The following is a 16719-nucleotide window of genomic DNA, read 5'->3' as shown; positions in this document are numbered from 1 at the left end:
CCCGATGCCCGGCACCGCCGTCCGGGCCCACCGCGCGCGACGGCGGGCGCACGGGCGGAGCAACCGACGGCCGTACGGCGTCCGCCGGGCCGGGACCGGCAGGGAAGGCGCCCGGCGCCCGGCTCGGCGCCCGCACGGTGCGGAGCCGGACCCGCTGGCCAATAGTGGAAAGGTGAGCGAGCAGCAGGGAACCTCCCCGCCGTCCGGGCCGCGGCGTCCGGCCGGCGGAACGGTCCGGGCACTGCTGCGCAGACTGCGCTACCTGCGGGAGCACGGCCGCCACGGCCTGCGCGGACACCGCTCGGTGGTCGGCAATGCCGTCCGGGTGACGGCCGCCTCCTGCCTCGCCTTCTACCTCTGCCGCTACGCGCTCGACCTCCCCGTGATGTCCGTCTACGCCACCTTCACCGTGGTGTCGCTCGGGGTGCTCGCCCGGATCCCGGGATCGGGGCGGCAGCGCGCCGCCACCACCTTCATGGCGATCCCCGCCGGCCTCGCGCTCATCACGCTGGGCACCCTGCTCGCCGTGCAGACCTGGGCGGCCGTCGTCGGCATGCTCGTCATCGGCTTCATGGTGGCGTACGCGGGCACCACCGGACCGCGGATCGCCAGCGCGGCCCCCGGCATGCAGCTGCTCTACATCCTGCCGTGCTTCCCTCCGTACGCTCCGGAGGACCTGGTCCAGCGGTTGACCGGATTCCTGCTGGGTGCCCTCCTGCTCGCGCTGGCGCAGCGGTTCCTGATGCCCGAACCGCAGGCCCCGCCCTTCGGCCGGCTGCTGGCCGAGGCCGCCGACGCCGCCGCGCACCTGGCCGACCACCACGGCGGGCCCGCTCCCGTGCAGACGCTGGCCCGGGCACAGCGGGCCGGGGAGGCGCTCCGGCCGACGTCGGTACCGCCCGCGGACCTGCCCGCCTCCCCCACCCTCGCCCACAAGGCCATGGCGCACGCCGCCGAGGCCGTCCGCACGCTGCTGGCCCGGCTGGACACGCTGCACACCATGCTCGGGCCGCACGAGACGTACCACCCGGAGACGATCACGCTGCTCCGGGACATCAGCGCCGCCGCGCGCGGCACGGCGGACGCACTGCGGCAGGGGAAGCGGCTGCGGCCCGGCGAGGGGCCCTCGGCCGCGTCCCTCCAGGAGGAGCTGACCCCCGCCCGCGCCCACCGGGCGGTGGCCACCCTGGATCGGCTGGGCGCCGACGACCGGCTGGTCTATCTGCGCCGCCGGTCGCAGGTGGTGCAGGCCGCCGACAGCGCCGTGGTCCTCGTCCTGGCCACCCGGCTGCTGCTCGGCGACCGGACCGTCGACCTGAACCCGGTCGGGCACAGCTTCGCCTATGCGCGGGTGCACGCCCCGCGGCTGTGGTGGCAGCGGCTGACCGTCCACCTCACCCCGCGCTCGGTGATCTTCCAGAACGCCTGCCGGTTCGCACTGGGCCTGGCCGCGGCGCGGGCCACCGCCGGGCTCCTCGACCTCCAGCACGGCTTCTGGGTGCTGCTGGCGACACTGACCCTCACCCGCACCACCACCCTGGAGACCTGGTCCGCGGTGCGGCAGGCGCTGCTGGGCACCCTGGTCGGCGCGGTGGTGGCCGCCGGGCTGCTGGTGGTGGTCCACGACCGGGACACCGTGTACGCGGTGATCCTGCCGCTGGTGATGCTGACGGCCTTCATCGCGGGGCCGCTGCGCGGGCTGGCCTGGGCGCAGGGCGGCTTCACGCTGGTGGTGGCCACGCTGTTCGCGCAGGTCACGCCGTCCACCTGGCAGCTGGCCCCGGTACGGCTGATGGATGTGCTGGTCGGCAGCGTCATCGGGCTGGCCTGTGGGCTGGTGGCCTGGCCGCGGGGGGCGGGCAGCGAGGTGCGCAAGAGCATGGCGGGGCTGTGCTCCGCCATCGCCGATGCCATCGGCCAGACCACCACGCAGGTCGTCGAACGCGCCGGCAGCACCGACATCTTCGCCCTCAACCGCGCCCTGATCCTCGCGCGGGAGAGCCTGACCCAGTTCCAGTGCGAGGCCCGGGAAAATGCCGCCGGGCAGCCGGACTGGCCCGCGGTGCTGGTCGCCGGGGCGGACGCGCGGCGCGGCGGGCGGCTGCTGCCCGACCGGCCCGGCCGGATCGCGCCGCACGAGGTCGGAGCCTGGCTGCACCGGGCGGCCGACACCACCGCGGCCGACTACCGCGCCCTCGCCGACCGCCTCTGCGCCGACCGCGGCATGCCGCACGAACGTCCCCAACCCCTCGACATCCGCGCCCTGTTGGCCCTCGCTCCTCCCGTGCCGCACCACGGCCCGGACCGGGAGCGCCGCGCGGTCTCCGCCGCCCTCCTCCTCGACTCGGTGATCTGGCTCGATGCGCTCACCGACGATCTGAGCCGCATCGACCAGGAGGGGTGAGGCCGGTGCGGTGCGCCGTCGGGCGGGTGCGGGCTCCGGTTCCGGTCCGCCCGGGTGCGGACGGGGGTGTTGCCCCTGATCCTGAAGCAGTGGAGCCGTGTGTCACGTGTGGGCGTCGCGTCTCCCGGGCAACCGCCAGGGCACGAGCCAACAGCACAAGGAACCCGGCAAGGCAGCATGCCGCGGTAGCGCCGTGGCAGCGGAACGGACGCACATGAGCAATGGATTCATGGGTCCGGAGGGTTACGGCCCGGACTCTTTCGGTGACTTCCTCGCGCGCTTCTTCGGTGCCGCACAGTCCGCGAACGGCAAGCCGGGCAAACCCACGCACCCGCAGGCCGACATCGCCCGCATGATGAGCGGCCCCGCCCGGGACCTGGTGACCTCCGCAGCCGCCTACGCCGCCGAGCACGGCAGCCCGGAGCTCGGCACCGAGCATCTGCTGCGCGCCGCCCTGGCCGCCGAACCGACCCGCAGCATGCTCCAGCACGCGGGGACCGACCCCGACACGCTGGCGGCGGAGATCGACCGCAGCGCCGGTACGGGGCCGAAGCAGCGCAGCGTGGCGGTCACCCCCGCGGTCAAGCGGGCGCTGCTGAGCGCGCACGAGCTGGCGCGGGGCAACGGGGCCTCGTACATCGGCCCGGAGCATGTGCTGGACGCCCTGGCGGCGAACCTGGACTCGGCGGCGGGGCGCATTCTGAACCTCGCCCACTTCGACCCGCAGGCCGCCCCGCAGGGCAGCCACGGGCCACAGCACCCGGGGGGCGGCGAGCACGGCGCCGCCCCGAAGCACGACACGCCGACCCTCGACAAGTACAGCCGCGATCTGACCGACCTGGCCCGGGCGGGCCGGATCGACCCGGTCATCGGCCGCGCGGAGCAGATCGAGCAGACCATCGAGGTGCTCTCCCGGCGGGGGAAGAACAATCCCGTCCTGGTCGGCGACGCGGGCGTGGGCAAGACCGCGATCGTCGAGGGCCTGGCCCAGCGCCTCGCCGACGGGGACGTCCCCGAGACCCTGGCGGGCCGGCGCGTCGTCGCCCTGGATCTGACGGCCGTCGTCGCCGGCACCCGCTACCGCGGTGACTTCGAGGAGCGGATGAACGCCATCATCGAGGAGGTCCGCGCCCACCCCGGCTCACTGATCGTCTTCATCGACGAGCTGCACACGGTCGTCGGCGCCGGCGGGGGCGGCGGGGACGGCGGCTCCCTGGAGGCGAGCAATATGCTCAAGCCCGCCCTGGCCCGCGGGGAAATGCACGTCATCGGTGCCACCACCCTGGAGGAGTACCGGCGGCACATCGAGAAGGACGCCGCGCTCGCCCGGCGCTTCCAGCCGATCCTGGTGCCCGAGCCGAGCGTCTCCGACACGGTGGAGATCTTGCGCGGCCTCCAGGACCGCTACGAAGCGCACCACCAGGTCCGCTACACGAACGAGGCGCTGCTCGCCGCGGTCGAGCTCGCCGACCGCTACATCGCCCACCGGTTCCTGCCCGACAAGGCCATCGACCTGATCGACCAGGCCGGCGCCCGGGTGCGGCTCCGTTCGGGTGCCACGGCCACCGATGTGCGCGAGCTGGAACGCGAGGTGGAGCAGCTGGCCCGGGACAAGGACCAGGCGGTGGCCGCCGAGCAGTACGAACGGGCCACCGAGCTGCGCGACCGGCTCGCCGAGGTCACCGCGCGGATCGAGGCCGAGCGGGGGGAGCCGCCCAGCGACTGCCGGATCGTCAGGGTCAGCGCCGAGGACATCGCCGAGATCGTGTCGCGGCAGACCGGTGTGCCCGTGAGCAGCCTGACCCAGCAGGAGAAGGAGCTGCTGCTGGGCCTGGAAGGACAGCTGCACACCCGGGTGATCGGACAGGACGACGCCGTCACGGCCGTCTCCGAGGCGATTCTGCGCTCGCGGGCCGGCCTGGCCGACCCGAACCGTCCGATCGGCAGCTTCCTCTTCCTCGGCCCGACCGGCGTGGGCAAGACCGAGCTGGCCCGCGCGCTCGCCGAGGCGCTGTTCGGCAGCGAGGAGCGCATGGTGCGGCTGGACATGAGCGAGTATCAGGAGCGGCACGCGGTCAGCCGGCTGGTCGGTGCTCCCCCCGGATACGTCGGCCACGAGGACGCGGGCCAGCTGACCGAGGCGGTGCGCCACCACCCGTATTCGCTGCTGCTGCTCGACGAGGTGGAGAAGGCGCACCCCGATGTCTTCAACATGCTGCTGCAGGTCCTCGACGACGGGCATCTGACCGACGCGCAGGGCCGCACGGTCGACTTCAAGAACACCGTCATCGTGATGACCAGCAACCTCGGCTCCGAGGCGCTCAGCGGCGGCCGCGGCGTGCTCGGCTTCGGCCCGGACATCTCCGGGGCGGAGGCGGGCGACGGCGCGCGGGAGCGGGCTCTGGCCTCCCTGCGCGAGCACTTCCGCCCGGAGTTCCTCAACCGGCTCGACGAGATCATCGTCTTCCGCCGGCTCACCGACGACCAGTTGCGGCAGATCACGGAACTGCTGCTCGACGGGACCAGCCGCAGACTGCGCGCCCAGGACATCGGCATCGAGTTCACGCCCGGCGCCGTGGACTGGCTCACCCACCGCGGCCACCAGCCCGAATACGGCGCCCGGCCGCTGCGCCGCACCATCCAGCGAGAGGTCGACAACGCGCTCTCCCGGCTGCTGCTCGACGGCGCACTGTCGGCGGGGGACCAGGTGCGCGTGGAGGTCAAGGACAACGAACTGGCGTTCCGTACCGATGTGAAGACGTAGGAGGACCGGTGGGAGCGCTGAGGCCGCGGGACACCTCGCCGGGACGCCACGAGTCGCCGGAGCAGCGGGCCGACCGGCGGTGGGGCGAGCTGCTGCAGGAGGTGCGGGTCATCCAGACCGGTGTGCAGATCCTCTTCGGCTTTCTGCTGACCGTCGTCTTCACCCCGCGCTTCGCCACCCTCCCACAGACCGACAAGACCATTTACGTGGTGACGGTCCTGCTCGGCGCGGCCACCACCGGCGCGCTGGTCGGCACGGTGACCTTCCACCGGCTGGTCGCCGGCCACCGGCTGAAGCCCGAGACGGTGCTCTGGGCCTCGCGCCTGTCCCTGGTCGGGATCGTCCTCCTCCTGGCGACGGTCACCTCCGCGCTGCTGCTGATCCTGCGCATCGCGATGAACAACTCCGCCGTCCCCTGGGTCGTCGCGGGGCTCGTCGCCTGGTTCATGCTCTGCTGGTTCGCGCTGCCGGTCTGGGTGCTGCACCGGTACTCGTCCAAGGAGTGAGCGGACGGCCGGGGCACGGCCCGCGCCCGCCGCGCCGGGACGCCGCGGGCCCCGGCCGAGGGACCCACCGGAGGCCGCACGCGGACGGGCCGCCAAGGGCGCGGGCCGGTCCCCTGGTCAGGGTCCCGGCCCGCGCCCTGGGCGGCCGTAGAGGAGTGGCCGGTCACGCACCCGCGGTGGCCGTGCCGGCGCGGCGCGGACGGGTCAGCAGCGCGGCACCCGCGAGGCCGGCGGTGACGATCGCGAGAGCCACGGCGAGCATCTCGGGCCACATCCCGGTGTCGCCCAGCCCGCTGCCCAGCGGGGCGAAGACCCCGGCCCGGGACAGCGCGTGCAGGGCGATGATGATCATGGCTCCGGCGGCACTCGCCGTCCAGACCAGGGCGGTGTCGCGCATCGCCAGCAGCCCGGCCAGCATCAGATAGATGACGGCGATGGCCATCGAGAGCCCGGCGACCGCGGGCGCGCCCTGGAGGTGCGAGGCGTTCACCGGCAGATGGCCCAGCCCGCACAGCGCCAGGGCCAGGGCCGCGGGCCAGCGCAGTACGGACCGCAGCACACCGGGAACCGCGTAGCCCGGCTGGCGGGAGGCGTCGTCCGGGGTGGACCACGGCCCGGCCTGCGGCATACCGGTCGTCCGCTGGGCCCACGGGGGGCGGTTCGGCGGCTGGTTGACCGGATTCTCTCGCTGTCCGGGGGCGAGCGGCTGACCGTCGCGTCCCAGCGGGCGGACATCGGGGTCGAGGACGTGCATGGACGCGGTGGGCTCCGGCTCGAAGGGTCCACCCGGCCCGCCGTGCCCGCCGGGGCCGCCAGGGCCACCAGGGCCGCCGGGGCCGCCGGGGCCGCCAGGGCCGGACGGGAAGTGCTCGGCCATCGGGTAGCCCTCGCCGCCGCCCTTCGTCCGGTCGAACAGCTCGAACAGTTGGGCGACCTCCTCGACGGATCTGTCGGTGGCCACCGCGCGCAGTGCGTCATTGCTCGATTCCGCGGTGTGCGGAGCGGCTCTGAGCATGTCGAAGAGCGCGGCGACCTCGCTCACCGGACGGGAAATGACCGCCATTCGCAGCGCTTCATCGCCGGGGTTGGGAACGTCGCCACTGCGCTTGAGCAGCTCCACAAGGGCGGCGACTTCCTCCAAGGGCCGATGGGTGACTGCCTCCCACAAAAGGGTGCGGGCGGAGTTTTTCTCAGGGGTCATGGGCGGAAACTGCTCGCCGGTTCCTGTCGAGGACAGTTCGGCGTCGCCCCCACAAAGAGCTGGTTCGGATGACATGGAGGGACTCCACTGAACGAGGGGAGCGTCAAACACCAGAAGCGCTGACACTCGGCGGACTGTGAGCGTGCTGTGCTTCAGCCAACGTCCCTACGGGCCGCTCCCGCCATTCAGGAAGGCCATCCGGTGGAGACACGCCGTGACACCCGGGCGCGCCGCGCCCCCGCGGCCGCGGCGCGGCGGACGCCGCCGGACCCGGCCGGCCGGGCCGGTCCCACCCGGCGCCACGGGCGCGCCCAACCGGTCCCCGGGGCGCCGGACAGCGGAACACCCCCCTCACGGAGTGTGACCGTGCGGGGGTTGCTGGGCGCTGCCGGGCCTGATTCGCTGGTAATACAGCTCTCCCCCATACCGCCCAAGGAGAGATCATGAGCGCTACCGGAGAAACTCGCGGACGAATCCAGCAGATGCGCGACAAGGCCCAGGAATTGCAGGCGGCCGCGGAACGCGCCGGCGACCCCGAGGAGCGCAAGCGGCTCCAGGAGAAGGCACGCAGGCTGCAGTCCCAGAGCGAGCAGGAAAGCGGAATGGCCAGCGGAGACATCTACCCCTCGGAGTGAGAGCCGCCGCACGTCCTCACGGAACGCGGGAAACACCACGGACGGGACGCACCCCCTCGGGTCGCGTCCCGTCCGCTGTGTTCCTGCCGCCGAGAACTCCCGGCGGGTCAGCCCTGCTCCTTCTTTCCTGTTCCTTCTTTCCTGCTCCTTCTCGCCTGCTACTTCTTGACGAATTCCGTGGTGTAGGTCTTCTTCAGGTCCACCGTGGCGTTCTTCAGGTTGGGGTTGAAGGACTTCATCACCCGCTCGACGGTCGCCGGGCCGTCGGCCGGCATCACCCCGTCCTTGGTGAACATCGGCAGGGTGTCCTTGATCGCCTGGGCGTACAGCTTCTTGCCGCCCTGGGCGTAGTCGGCCGGCATCTTGGCGGCGATCTGCTCGGCGGTGTGGGTGGACATCCACGTGAGGGTCTTCACGAAGGCGCGGGCCAGCTTCTGCACGGTCTCCTTGTGGCTGTTCACCCAGTCGGTGTTCATGTAGAGGCTGGAGGACGGGTAGGGCCCGCCGAGCGCCTTCCGGGAGCCCTCCGGGGTACGCATGTCGACGAGGACCTTGCCGAGGTTCTTGTTCACGATCTGCGCGACCGTCGGGTCCGTCGTCATCCCGCCCTGGATCGAGCCCTGCTGGAGGGCCGAGAGGAACGTCTGACCGGCGCCGACCGCCACCGGAGTGAACTCGTTGGTCTGCACCCCGTTCTTCACCGCGAGGTACTTGGTCAGGAAGTCGGTGGACGAGCCGAGGCCGGTGACACCGAGCTTCTTGCCCTTGAAGTCCTTGGGCGAGGTGAGCTCACCGGCCGCCTTGTTCGACACCACCTCGACCTCACCGGGGGCGTGCGCGAACTGCACCACCGACTCCACCTGCTTGCCCTTGACCTGCAGATCGAGGGTGTGGTCGTAGAAGCCGACGACACCCTGGACGTCGCCGGAGACGAGCGAGGTGGTGGCCTGCACGCCGGCCGGTTCGGTGAGCAGGGTGACGTGGAGGCCCTCGTCCTCGAAGTAGCCCAGCTGCTGGGTGAGTCTGGCCGGCAGGTAGATGACCTTGTCGAGGCCGCCCACCATGATCTTGATCTTGCCGTTGTCGTCGTCGGAGCCGGCGGCCGCGGAGCCGCCGCCGCAGGCGGTGAGCGTGGTCAGGGCGAGGGTGGCGGCGGCCACGGCGGCCGAGATCTTCAGTGGGGTACGCATGGGTCACGTCCTTGTGAGGTGGCAGGCAGAAGAGGGGGAAGAGACGGTGTGGGGCGGGAGGGGGTCAGCGGCCGTCGCCGGCGTCGGCCGGCTTCCAGCGGAAGAGCCGCCGTTCGAGGAAGGCCAGCAGCCCCTCGGCGAGCAGGGCGACCACGGCGAGGATCACCATCGCGGCGTACACACCGGCCGCGTTGAAGGTGCCCTGGGACGCCGCGACCAGCAGGCCCAGCCCCTTGGTCGCGCCGATGTACTCGCCGACGATCGCGCCGATGAGCGCGAAGCCGAAGCTGACGTGCAGGCTGGTGAAGATCCATGAGGTGGCGGAGGGGATCACCACCTGCAAGGTGACCTGGCGGTTGCTGGCCCCGAGGATCCGGGAGTTGGCGACCAGGTTGCGGTCGACCTCCCGGGCGCCCTGGAAGGCGTTGAAGAAGACCGGGAAGAAGACCAGGACGACGGCCGAGGCGACCTTGGAGGCCGGTCCGAGGCCGAACCAGATGAGGAAGATGGGGGCCAGGACGATCCGCGGGAGCGCGTTGAGCACCTTGATGTACGGGCCGAGCACATCGGCGAGGAACCGGATCCGGCCCAGCGTGATCCCCAGCACCACACCGCCGGTGACGCCGATGACCCAGCCGAGGAGCGCCTCGTAGAGCGTGTACCAGACCTGCTCCCACAGCGTGCCCTGCGGGGTGCCGTGCAGCGCCCACTGGACCGTCTGGTCCCAGATCTTCGAGGGCATCGAGAAGTTGAAGGGATCGATGACGGCGGCGCGGGCCAGCCACTCCCACAGCGCGAGCAGCCCGACCAGCAGCAGCACCCGGGTGCCGTACACCAGGAGCTTGTGGTTGCGGGCGGCGCGCGCCCTGGCCTGCGCACGGTCGGTGCGGCCCGCCGCGGGACGGGACGCGACGGGGGTGACGGTTTCAGGCGACATGTGCGGCACCCCTTTCGCGGGTGATGCGGACCTCTTCACCGAGCGAGGACCAGATCTCCCGGTAGATCTCCAGGAACCGCGGCTCCAGCCGGATCGACTCGACCTTGCGCGGACGCGGCAGATCGACCGCGAAGACCTCCTTGACGGTCGCCGGACCGGCGGTCATGACCACCACCTTGTCGGCGAGCGCGATGGACTCCTCCAGGTCGTGGGTGACGAACACGACGGAGGCGCCGGTGCCCGACCACAGCTCCAGCAGTTCGTCCGACATCAGCGCCCGGGTCTGCACGTCGAGGGCGGAGAAGGGCTCGTCCATGAGGAGGATTTCGGGGTCGTTGACGAAGGTCGCGGCGAGGGCGACGCGCTTGCGCTGCCCGCCGGAGAGCTGGTGCGGATAGCGGTCCTCGAAGGACGCCAGTCCGACCCGGGCGAGCCACTCCCGGGCCCGCTGCCGGGCCTCCGTCTTGGGGACACCGCGGAACCGCGGGCCGGCCATCACGTTCGACAGCACGGTGCGCCAGGGGAAGACCGCATCCTGCTGGAAGACGAACCCGATCTTGTCCCCGATGCCCCGGACCGGCTCGCCGGCCACCAGCACCTCACCCTCGGTCGGCTCCTCCAGCCCGCTGACCAGGGTCAGCGTGGTGGACTTGCCGCAGCCGGTGGGGCCGACGACCGCGACGAACTCACCGCGCTCGACGACCAGATCCAGATCCCGGACGGCGGTGTGCAGCACCCCCGAGGGAGTCCGGAATGCCTTGCTCGTACCCCGCAATTCGATAGCGGGGCTCGTGTTCCTGTTCATGGCCCGGGAGGCTAGGAGTGAGCGGGGCCACAGCGGCAGCCTTGTGGGCGCAACCCGGTTTTCTGCGCGCAAACCCTGTTGTGCTCATTTTGCTCACGCTAGAACAGCTAAGTCTTTATCAAGGGGTGCGCAATTGCTTACGCGCGGCTTACCGTGCGGGGCACCGCGAGATAACAGGAAGTTTCGGTTCCGCATGGCAGCGGAGGGCCGGAGACGAGGGAGGCCTCATGCGCATCCGCCGGCCGCGACGTGTCTTTGCACAGGTGCTGACCGCGCAGGTGACCCTCACCACCGGGGTCATGGTGCTGGCCACCGGCCTGTTCCTGGCCCCGCTCAGCTCCCAGCTGGACGATCAGGCGATGCGCCGTGCGCTGTCCATCGCCCAGACCACCGCCGCCGAACCGGACCTCGCCCGGGAGCTGGCCGCCACCGCGCCGGACGCACACGGGCCGGTGCAGGCCGACGCCGAGCGGATCCGCAAGGCGACCGGGGCGCTGTACATCGTGGTGATGGACACCCGCGGGGTGCGCTGGTCGCACACCAACCCCGCCGAGATCGGCCGGCACGTCTCCACCGACCCCAGCCGGACCCTGGCAGGCCGCCAGGTCCGGCAGATCGACACCGGGACGCTGGGGCGTTCGGCCCGCGCCAAGGTGCCGCTGCGCGACGACCGCGGCCGGATCGTCGGCGCGGTATCGGTCGGCATCGCCTACGACAGCGTCCACAGCCGGCTGCTGGGCACCATCCCCGTGGTGCTGCGGTACGCGGGCGCGGCGCTGGCCGTCGGCGTCCTCGCCGCGCTCGTCCTCGCCCGCGGGCTGCGGCGCCGTACCCACGGGGTGGCGTTCGCCGACATCTCCGCGCTGCTCGACGAGCGGGAGGCGATGCTGCACGGCATCCGTGAGGGGGTGGTCGCCTTCGACCGGCACGGCCGGATCCGGCTGGTCAATGACGAGGCCGGGCGGCTGCTGGGCCTGGACGGGCAGGCTGCGGGGCGGGCGCTGGACGAGGTGCTTTCGCCGGGCCGGACCACGGAAGTGCTGGCCGGGCGGGTGGCCGGCGCGGATCTGCTGGCCGTCAGCGGCGGGCGGGTGCTGGTCGCGAACCGGATGCCGACGCCGGACGGCGGGGCGGTGGTGACCCTGCGCGACCGCACCGAGCTGGAGCTGCTCGGCCGCGAACTGGACAGCACCCAGGGACTGCTGGACGCGCTGCGGGCGCAGGACCACGAGCACGCCAATCAACTGCACACCCTGCGCGGACTGTTGGAACTCGGCCGGCACGACACAGCGGTGGAATTCGTCACCGAAGTGACCAGCGCCCAGCGGGCCTCCGCGGAACAGATCGCGGAGCGGGTGCACGACCCGCTGCTCTCCGCGCTGCTGGTCGGCAAGGCCGCCATCGCCGCCGAACGCGGCGTACCGCTGCGGGTGTCGCCCGCGACGCTGCTGCCCGATGCGGTGGTCGACCCGCGCGATCTGGTGACCGTCCTGGGCAATCTCATCGACAACGCGCTGGACGCCGCCGCCGAGCACCGCCGTGCCGAGCCGTTCGTCGAGGTGGAGTTGCACGCCGAGGGCAGCACGGCCGTGCTGCGGGTCTCGGACACGGGGGCGGGGGTGCCGGTGGAGCTCCGGGAGCGGATCTTCGCCGAGGGCTGGTCCACCAAGGCCGTCCCGCCGGCCCCCGCGGACCGCCCGTCCGGGCGCGGTGTGGCCTTCCACCGCGGCCGGGGAATCGGCCTCGCGCTGGTGCGCCGGCTCGCCGAGCGCTACGGCGGGATGGCCCGCGTGACCGCCCGCGCGGGCGGCGGCGCGGTCTTCACCGTCGTCCTGCCCGAGGCGCTCGCCCCGCCGGCCGACTCCCCCGTGCGTGCCCTGACGACCGCGGGAGAGCCCAGGTGAGCGCGGTCCCGGCGCCGGGAGCGCCACTAACGGGCGGGGTCGGCCGGGGCAACGGCCGAGCGCGGAATCACAGCAGCGAAGTGCCGGGTGAGCGGAGCGTCACGATGATCGATGTCCTTGTGGTGGACGACGACTTCCACGTCGCCGAGATCAATGCCGCCTACGTGTCCCAGGTGCCCGGCTTCCGGGTCGCCGGCCGCGCCCACACCGCCGCCCAGGCCCTGGCCACGCTGGAGCGCACCCGGATCGATCTGGTGCTGCTCGACCACTATCTGCCCGACGAGACGGGGCTGGCGCTGGTGCGGCGGCTGCGGCAGCTCGGCCACCGCACCGACGTGATCATGGTGACGGCGGCGCGGGACGTCGCCACCGTCCAGGACGCGATGCGCTGTGGGGCGCTGCAGTATCTCGTCAAGCCGTTCGGCTTCTCCGGCCTGCGGGCGAAGCTGGAGGGCTATGCGGCGCTGCGCCGGACCGTGGCCGGGGTGGGGGGCCGCGGCGAGGCCGGCCAGGAGCAGGTGGACCGGATCTTCGGCGCCTTCCGGGCGGCCGACTCCCCGCACACCGAGCTCCCCAAGGGCCACTCGGCGGCGACCGTCGAGCTGATCCGAAAGGTCCTGGACCGGGCCGGGCACCCCCTGTCCGCGCACGAGGTCGCCGAACGCTCCGGCGTCAGCCGCTCCACGGCCCAGCGCTACCTCAAGCACCTCGAACGCACCGGCCACATCACCCTGACCCTCAAATACGGCGACACCGGACGCCCCGAACACCGCTACCGCTGGGCACGCGCCCACTGACCGGGCCACGACCGGCCGCCCCGGCCCGTGCCCCCGGCCCGCTCCCCTGCCTCTGCTCCCCGCGTGACGTCCCCCACGGCGTACCGCCCGAGCAGGAACCCCTGCACCGACAGTAGCCGGACCGCTACAACAGGCCGCGGGGTCCGAGGGGCCGGGCCCGGACCGGGCCCGGGGAACGATCTGCGCCCCACCCCTTGACAGTTCCCCCGGCCGGATCCGACGATCCCGGGGTGAACCTGTCAGACAGCCAGACAGCTGGCGGCTCCCCTCGACGGATCAGTGCCATGGAAGCGGTGCTGCACCATTTGCGCGACGCCATCGAGCGGGGCGATTTCGCGGTCGGCGACAAGCTCCCGTCGGAGGCAGAGCTCTGCCGCCGGCTGGAAGTGAGCCGCCCCGTGCTCCGCGAGGCGCTGCGCGCGCTCCAGACGATGGGGCTGACGGTCTCACGTACCGGCAAGGGCACCTTCGTCGTCTCCGACGGCGCGGCGGCCGACCCGACCTTCGGCGACTACACGGCGAGCGACCTCCTGGAGGTCCGTCGTCATGTGGAGATCCCGGTGGCCGGGTACGCGGCGGTGCGCCGTACGCCGGAGGACCTCGATCACCTGACCCATCTGCTGGAGCGGATGGAGCAGGAGACCGACACCACCGCGTGGGTGGCGATGGACACGATGTTCCATCTCGCCGTCGCCCAGGCGGCCCGCAATCCGGTCTTCCGCCGGGTCATCGAGGAGATCCGCGACGCACTGGCCCGCCAGTCGGCATTCCTCAATGAACTCGGCGGACGGCGCGAGCAGTCCAACCGGGAACACCGGGCGATCGTCGAAGCTCTCGTCGACAGCTCCGAACAGGACGCCGTGGACGCCATGGCGCACCACCTCGTACGCGTCGAAACGACGCTGACCACCATCGTGCGGCCGCAACACCGCACGGCCCCCTCCACGGAAGACGAGGATCACGCGTGAGCGAGCAATCCCTCCGGCAGGCGGAACGGCAGCAACAACCACCCACACCGACGAGCGGGCATGTGGACGCCGGCGACGCCGGTTATCAGAAGTCCCTCAAGTCCCGGCACGTCAACATGATCGCGATCGGCGGGGCCATCGGCACCGGGCTCTTCCTGGGCGCGGGCGGCCGGCTCGCCGACGCCGGGCCGTCGCTGTTCGTCGCGTACGCGGTCTGCGGACTCTTCGCCTTCCTCGTGGTGCGCGCCCTGGGCGAGCTGGTGCTGCACCGGCCGTCCTCCGGGGCGTTCGTGTCCTACGCCCGTGAATTCCTCGGCGAGAAGGGGGCGTTCGTCGCGGGCTGGATGTACTTCCTGAACTGGGCGACCACCGGAATCGCCGACATCACGGCGGTGGCGACCTATACGCACTACTGGGGGATGTTCTCCGATGTGCCGCAGTGGGTGATCGCGCTGATAGCCCTCGCGGTCGTGCTGACCGTCAACCTCATCTCCGTGCGGATCTTCGGCGAGATGGAGTTCTGGTTCGCGATCGTCAAGGTCGGTGCGCTGGTCGTCTTCATGCTGATCGGCATCTTCCTGCTGGTCAGCCAGCACCCGGTCGGCGGCCACTCCCCCGGCCCCGCGCTGATCGCCGACCACGGCGGGCTCTTCCCGACCGGAACGCTGGCGATGCTGCTGGTCATCCAGGGTGTGGTGTTCGCCTACGCCTCGGTCGAACTGGTCGGCGTCACGGCCGGCGAGACCGCCGAGCCGGAGAAGATCATGCCCAAGGCGATCAACTCGATCATGTGGCGGGTGGGCATCTTCTACGTCGGCTCGGTGGTCCTGCTGTCGATGCTGCTGCCCTGGAGCTCGTACTCCGCCGACGAGAGCCCCTTCGTCACCGTGCTGTCCCGTGTCGGCGTGCCGGCCGCGGGCGGCGTGATGAACCTCGTCGTGCTCACCGCCGCGATGTCCAGCCTCAATTCCGGCCTCTACTCCACCGGCCGCATTCTGCGCTCGATGGCGATGTCCGGCTCCGCGCCGAAGTTCACCGGCCTGATGAGCCGCAGCCAGGTCCCGTACGGCGGCATCCTGCTCACCTCGGGAATCTGCGTCCTGGGCGTGGGCCTCAACTACGTCGTGCCGAGCGACGCGTTCGAGATCGTGCTGAACTTCGCGGCGATCGGCATCCTCAGCACCTGGGCGATGATCATGATCTGCCATCTGCTCTTCTGGCGGAAGACCCGGGCCGGGGAGCTCGCCCGCCCCAGCTACCGGCTGCCCGGCTCGCCGTGGACCGAGTGTGTGACGCTGGCCTTCCTCGCCCTCGTCCTGGTGCTGATGTGGGCCGACGACGGTCCGGGCCGGGCCACCGTGCTCTCGCTCCCGGTGATCGTGGCGGCACTGGTCGGCGGCTGGTTCCTGGTACGCGGCCGGGTCGGCACCCTGCGGGACGCGGCGACGCGCGAGAGCGGTGCGCCGGAGGCCGCCGGGAGTGCGGCCGCCGGCCCCATTCCCCACCCCCGGCCTGCCACCGATGACCCCAAGAGCAGTGGATCCAGCGAGAGTTGATGATGAGACAGAGCACTGTCCGGCCGCACCGCACCCCGGGCGAAGCACCCGTGGTCCGCGAACCGGCACACGTACCCGTCGCCCACGTGGTACGCGGAGGAATGATCGAGGGCGTCCACCACGGGTCGGTCGTCGTACTGGCGGCCGACGGGAGCGTGGCGTACCAGGCAGGCGACATCGAGGTCGCGTGCTACCCGCGCTCGGCGCTGAAGCCGCTCCAGGCGGTCGGGCTGCTGCGTGCGGGGCTGCCGCCGCTGGACGAGGAGTTGCTGGCCCTGGTCGCGGCCAGCCACTCCGGTGAGGAACGACATCTGGCCGGCGCCCGGCGCATCCTGGCCGCCGCGGAGCTGACCGAGGACGACCTGCGCAACGTCCCCGATCTGCCGTACGACCCGGCCGTCCGCGACGAGTGGATCCGGCGCGGCCTCGCCCCCTCCCGCCTCGCGCAGAACTGCTCGGGCAAGCACGCCGCCATGCTGCTGACGGCCCGCACGCGGGGATGGCGGCTGGACGACTACCTCGATGCCGGGCACCCCTTGCAGCAGGAACTCGCCGCGACCGTGGAGGACCTCACCGGCCAGCGCATCGCCCACGTCACGGTCGACGGCTGTGGCGCCCCGCTGTTCTCGGTCTCGCTGCACGGGCTGACCCGGGCCGCCGCCCGGCTGGCGACGGCGGCACCCGGCACCGACGAGGGCCGCATCGCCGCGGCGATGCGCGCCCACCCCGAGATGGTCTCCGGCAGCAACCGGGACGTCGCCCACCTGGTGCGCGCGGTGCCCGGTCTGCTCGCGAAGGACGGCTTCGAAGGGGTGCAGGTCGCGGCGCTGCCGGACGGCCGGGCCGTCGGCGTGAAGATAGCCGACGGCGCCGACCGCGCCCGGATGCCGGTGACGGCGGCGGCCCTGGCGCTCTGCGGCGTCGACCCCGGTGTCCTCGCCGCCTTCGCCACCGCCCCCGTCCTCGGGGGCGGCGCGCCGGTCGGCACCCTCCGGGCCGTGCGCCCCACGGCACCCCACCTGTCCTGACACCCCCTCGCCTCACCTCCGCAA

General features: G+C 72.1%; 13 protein-coding genes. 9 read left to right on the top strand and 4 right to left on the bottom strand.

Going from position 1 to position 16719, the window contains the following annotated elements:
* The first annotated feature begins 172 nt into the window (after positions 1-172).
* The 3 genes from EST92_RS05980 to EST92_RS05970 all read left to right on the top strand — a co-directional run bounded on the left by EST92_RS05980 (position 173) and on the right by EST92_RS05970 (position 5674).
* On the top strand, positions 173-2404 hold the full coding sequence (locus EST92_RS05980) for an FUSC family protein (RefSeq protein ID WP_129279879.1): 2232 nt from the start codon (positions 173-175) through the stop codon (positions 2402-2404).
* Positions 2405-2618: 214 nt separating this feature from the next.
* On the top strand, positions 2619-5168 hold the full coding sequence (locus EST92_RS05975; protein WP_129279878.1) for an ATP-dependent Clp protease ATP-binding subunit: 2550 nt from the start codon (positions 2619-2621) through the stop codon (positions 5166-5168).
* Positions 5169-5176: 8 nt separating this feature from the next.
* Positions 5177-5674: a DUF6328 family protein gene (locus EST92_RS05970; RefSeq protein ID WP_129279877.1), complete on the top strand. Its 498-nt coding sequence runs from the start codon at positions 5177-5179 to the stop codon at positions 5672-5674.
* A gap of 163 nt (positions 5675-5837) precedes the next feature.
* On the opposite strand, the gene EST92_RS31295 is transcribed toward EST92_RS05970, so the two are convergent.
* Positions 5838-6875, bottom strand: coding sequence for a hypothetical protein (locus EST92_RS31295; protein WP_254068550.1), 1038 nt, complete (start codon positions 6873-6875; stop codon positions 5838-5840).
* A gap of 443 nt (positions 6876-7318) precedes the next feature.
* Here EST92_RS31295 and EST92_RS05960 point away from each other — a divergent pair, with 443 nt between their 5' ends.
* On the top strand, positions 7319-7510 hold the full coding sequence (locus EST92_RS05960) for a DUF6381 family protein (RefSeq protein WP_129279875.1): 192 nt from the start codon (positions 7319-7321) through the stop codon (positions 7508-7510).
* 158 nt (positions 7511-7668) lie between these two features.
* Here EST92_RS05960 and EST92_RS05955 read toward each other — a convergent pair whose 3' ends face one another.
* From EST92_RS05955 to EST92_RS05945, 3 genes are all read right to left on the bottom strand, one after another.
* Entirely contained in the window at positions 7669-8700 is a 1032-nt protein-coding gene (locus tag EST92_RS05955) for an ABC transporter substrate-binding protein (protein WP_129279874.1), read from the bottom strand.
* Between the two features lie 64 nt (positions 8701-8764).
* On the bottom strand, positions 8765-9637 hold the full coding sequence (locus EST92_RS05950; protein WP_129279873.1) for an ABC transporter permease: 873 nt from the start codon (positions 9635-9637) through the stop codon (positions 8765-8767).
* A complete protein-coding gene (locus EST92_RS05945; RefSeq protein ID WP_129279872.1) occupies positions 9627-10442 on the bottom strand; it encodes an ABC transporter ATP-binding protein in 816 nt (271 codons plus the stop codon). Before EST92_RS05945 ends, EST92_RS05950 begins: the two co-directional genes overlap by 11 nt.
* Before the next feature lie 227 nt (positions 10443-10669).
* Between EST92_RS05945 and EST92_RS05940 the strand changes: the two genes are divergently transcribed.
* The 5 genes from EST92_RS05940 (at position 10670) to EST92_RS05920 (ending at position 16695) form a co-directional block, all read left to right on the top strand.
* Positions 10670-12346 carry a sensor histidine kinase gene (locus EST92_RS05940; RefSeq protein WP_129279871.1) on the top strand — a complete coding sequence of 559 codons (1677 nt, stop codon included), beginning with the start codon at positions 10670-10672 and terminating at the stop codon, positions 12344-12346.
* A gap of 104 nt (positions 12347-12450) precedes the next feature.
* The gene (locus tag EST92_RS05935) at positions 12451-13143 is read left to right on the top strand and encodes a response regulator (protein ID WP_129279870.1); all 693 of its coding nucleotides are present in this window, start codon (positions 12451-12453) and stop codon (positions 13141-13143) included.
* 230 nt (positions 13144-13373) lie between these two features.
* Complete coding sequence (locus EST92_RS05930) at positions 13374-14111, top strand: FadR/GntR family transcriptional regulator (RefSeq protein ID WP_129279869.1); 738 nt, start codon at positions 13374-13376, stop codon at positions 14109-14111.
* On the top strand, positions 14108-15667 hold the full coding sequence (locus tag EST92_RS05925) for an amino acid permease (protein ID WP_254068549.1): 1560 nt from the start codon (positions 14108-14110) through the stop codon (positions 15665-15667). The genes EST92_RS05930 and EST92_RS05925 overlap by 4 nt, the downstream gene beginning before the upstream one ends.
* Positions 15667-16695: an asparaginase gene (locus EST92_RS05920; RefSeq protein WP_129279868.1), complete on the top strand. Its 1029-nt coding sequence runs from the start codon at positions 15667-15669 to the stop codon at positions 16693-16695. The genes EST92_RS05925 and EST92_RS05920 overlap by 1 nt, the downstream gene beginning before the upstream one ends.
* Positions 16696-16719 lie beyond the last annotated feature (24 nt).

The organism is Streptomyces sp. TM32, assembly GCF_004122755.1.
Taxonomy (GTDB): domain Bacteria; phylum Actinomycetota; class Actinomycetes; order Streptomycetales; family Streptomycetaceae; genus Streptomyces; species Streptomyces sioyaensis.
The sequence above is the reverse complement of the archived record's forward strand: the minus strand, read 5'-3'. Positions and strand labels throughout refer to the sequence as shown.

Coding starts and splice junctions, on each gene's coding strand:
- EST92_RS05945 (WP_129279872.1), bottom strand. CDS start 10,442: ATGAACAGGAACACGAGCCCCGCTATCGAATTGCGGGGTACGAGCAAG.
- EST92_RS05935 (WP_129279870.1), top strand. CDS start 12,451: ATGATCGATGTCCTTGTGGTGGACGACGACTTCCACGTCGCCGAGATC.
- EST92_RS31295 (WP_254068550.1), bottom strand. CDS start 6,875: ATGACCCCTGAGAAAAACTCCGCCCGCACCCTTTTGTGGGAGGCAGTC.
- EST92_RS05950 (WP_129279873.1), bottom strand. CDS start 9,637: ATGTCGCCTGAAACCGTCACCCCCGTCGCGTCCCGTCCCGCGGCGGGC.
- EST92_RS05920 (WP_129279868.1), top strand. CDS start 15,667: ATGATGAGACAGAGCACTGTCCGGCCGCACCGCACCCCGGGCGAAGCA.
- EST92_RS05955 (WP_129279874.1), bottom strand. CDS start 8,700: ATGCGTACCCCACTGAAGATCTCGGCCGCCGTGGCCGCCGCCACCCTC.
- EST92_RS05960 (WP_129279875.1), top strand. CDS start 7,319: ATGAGCGCTACCGGAGAAACTCGCGGACGAATCCAGCAGATGCGCGAC.
- EST92_RS05975 (WP_129279878.1), top strand. CDS start 2,619: ATGAGCAATGGATTCATGGGTCCGGAGGGTTACGGCCCGGACTCTTTC.
- EST92_RS05940 (WP_129279871.1), top strand. CDS start 10,670: ATGCGCATCCGCCGGCCGCGACGTGTCTTTGCACAGGTGCTGACCGCG.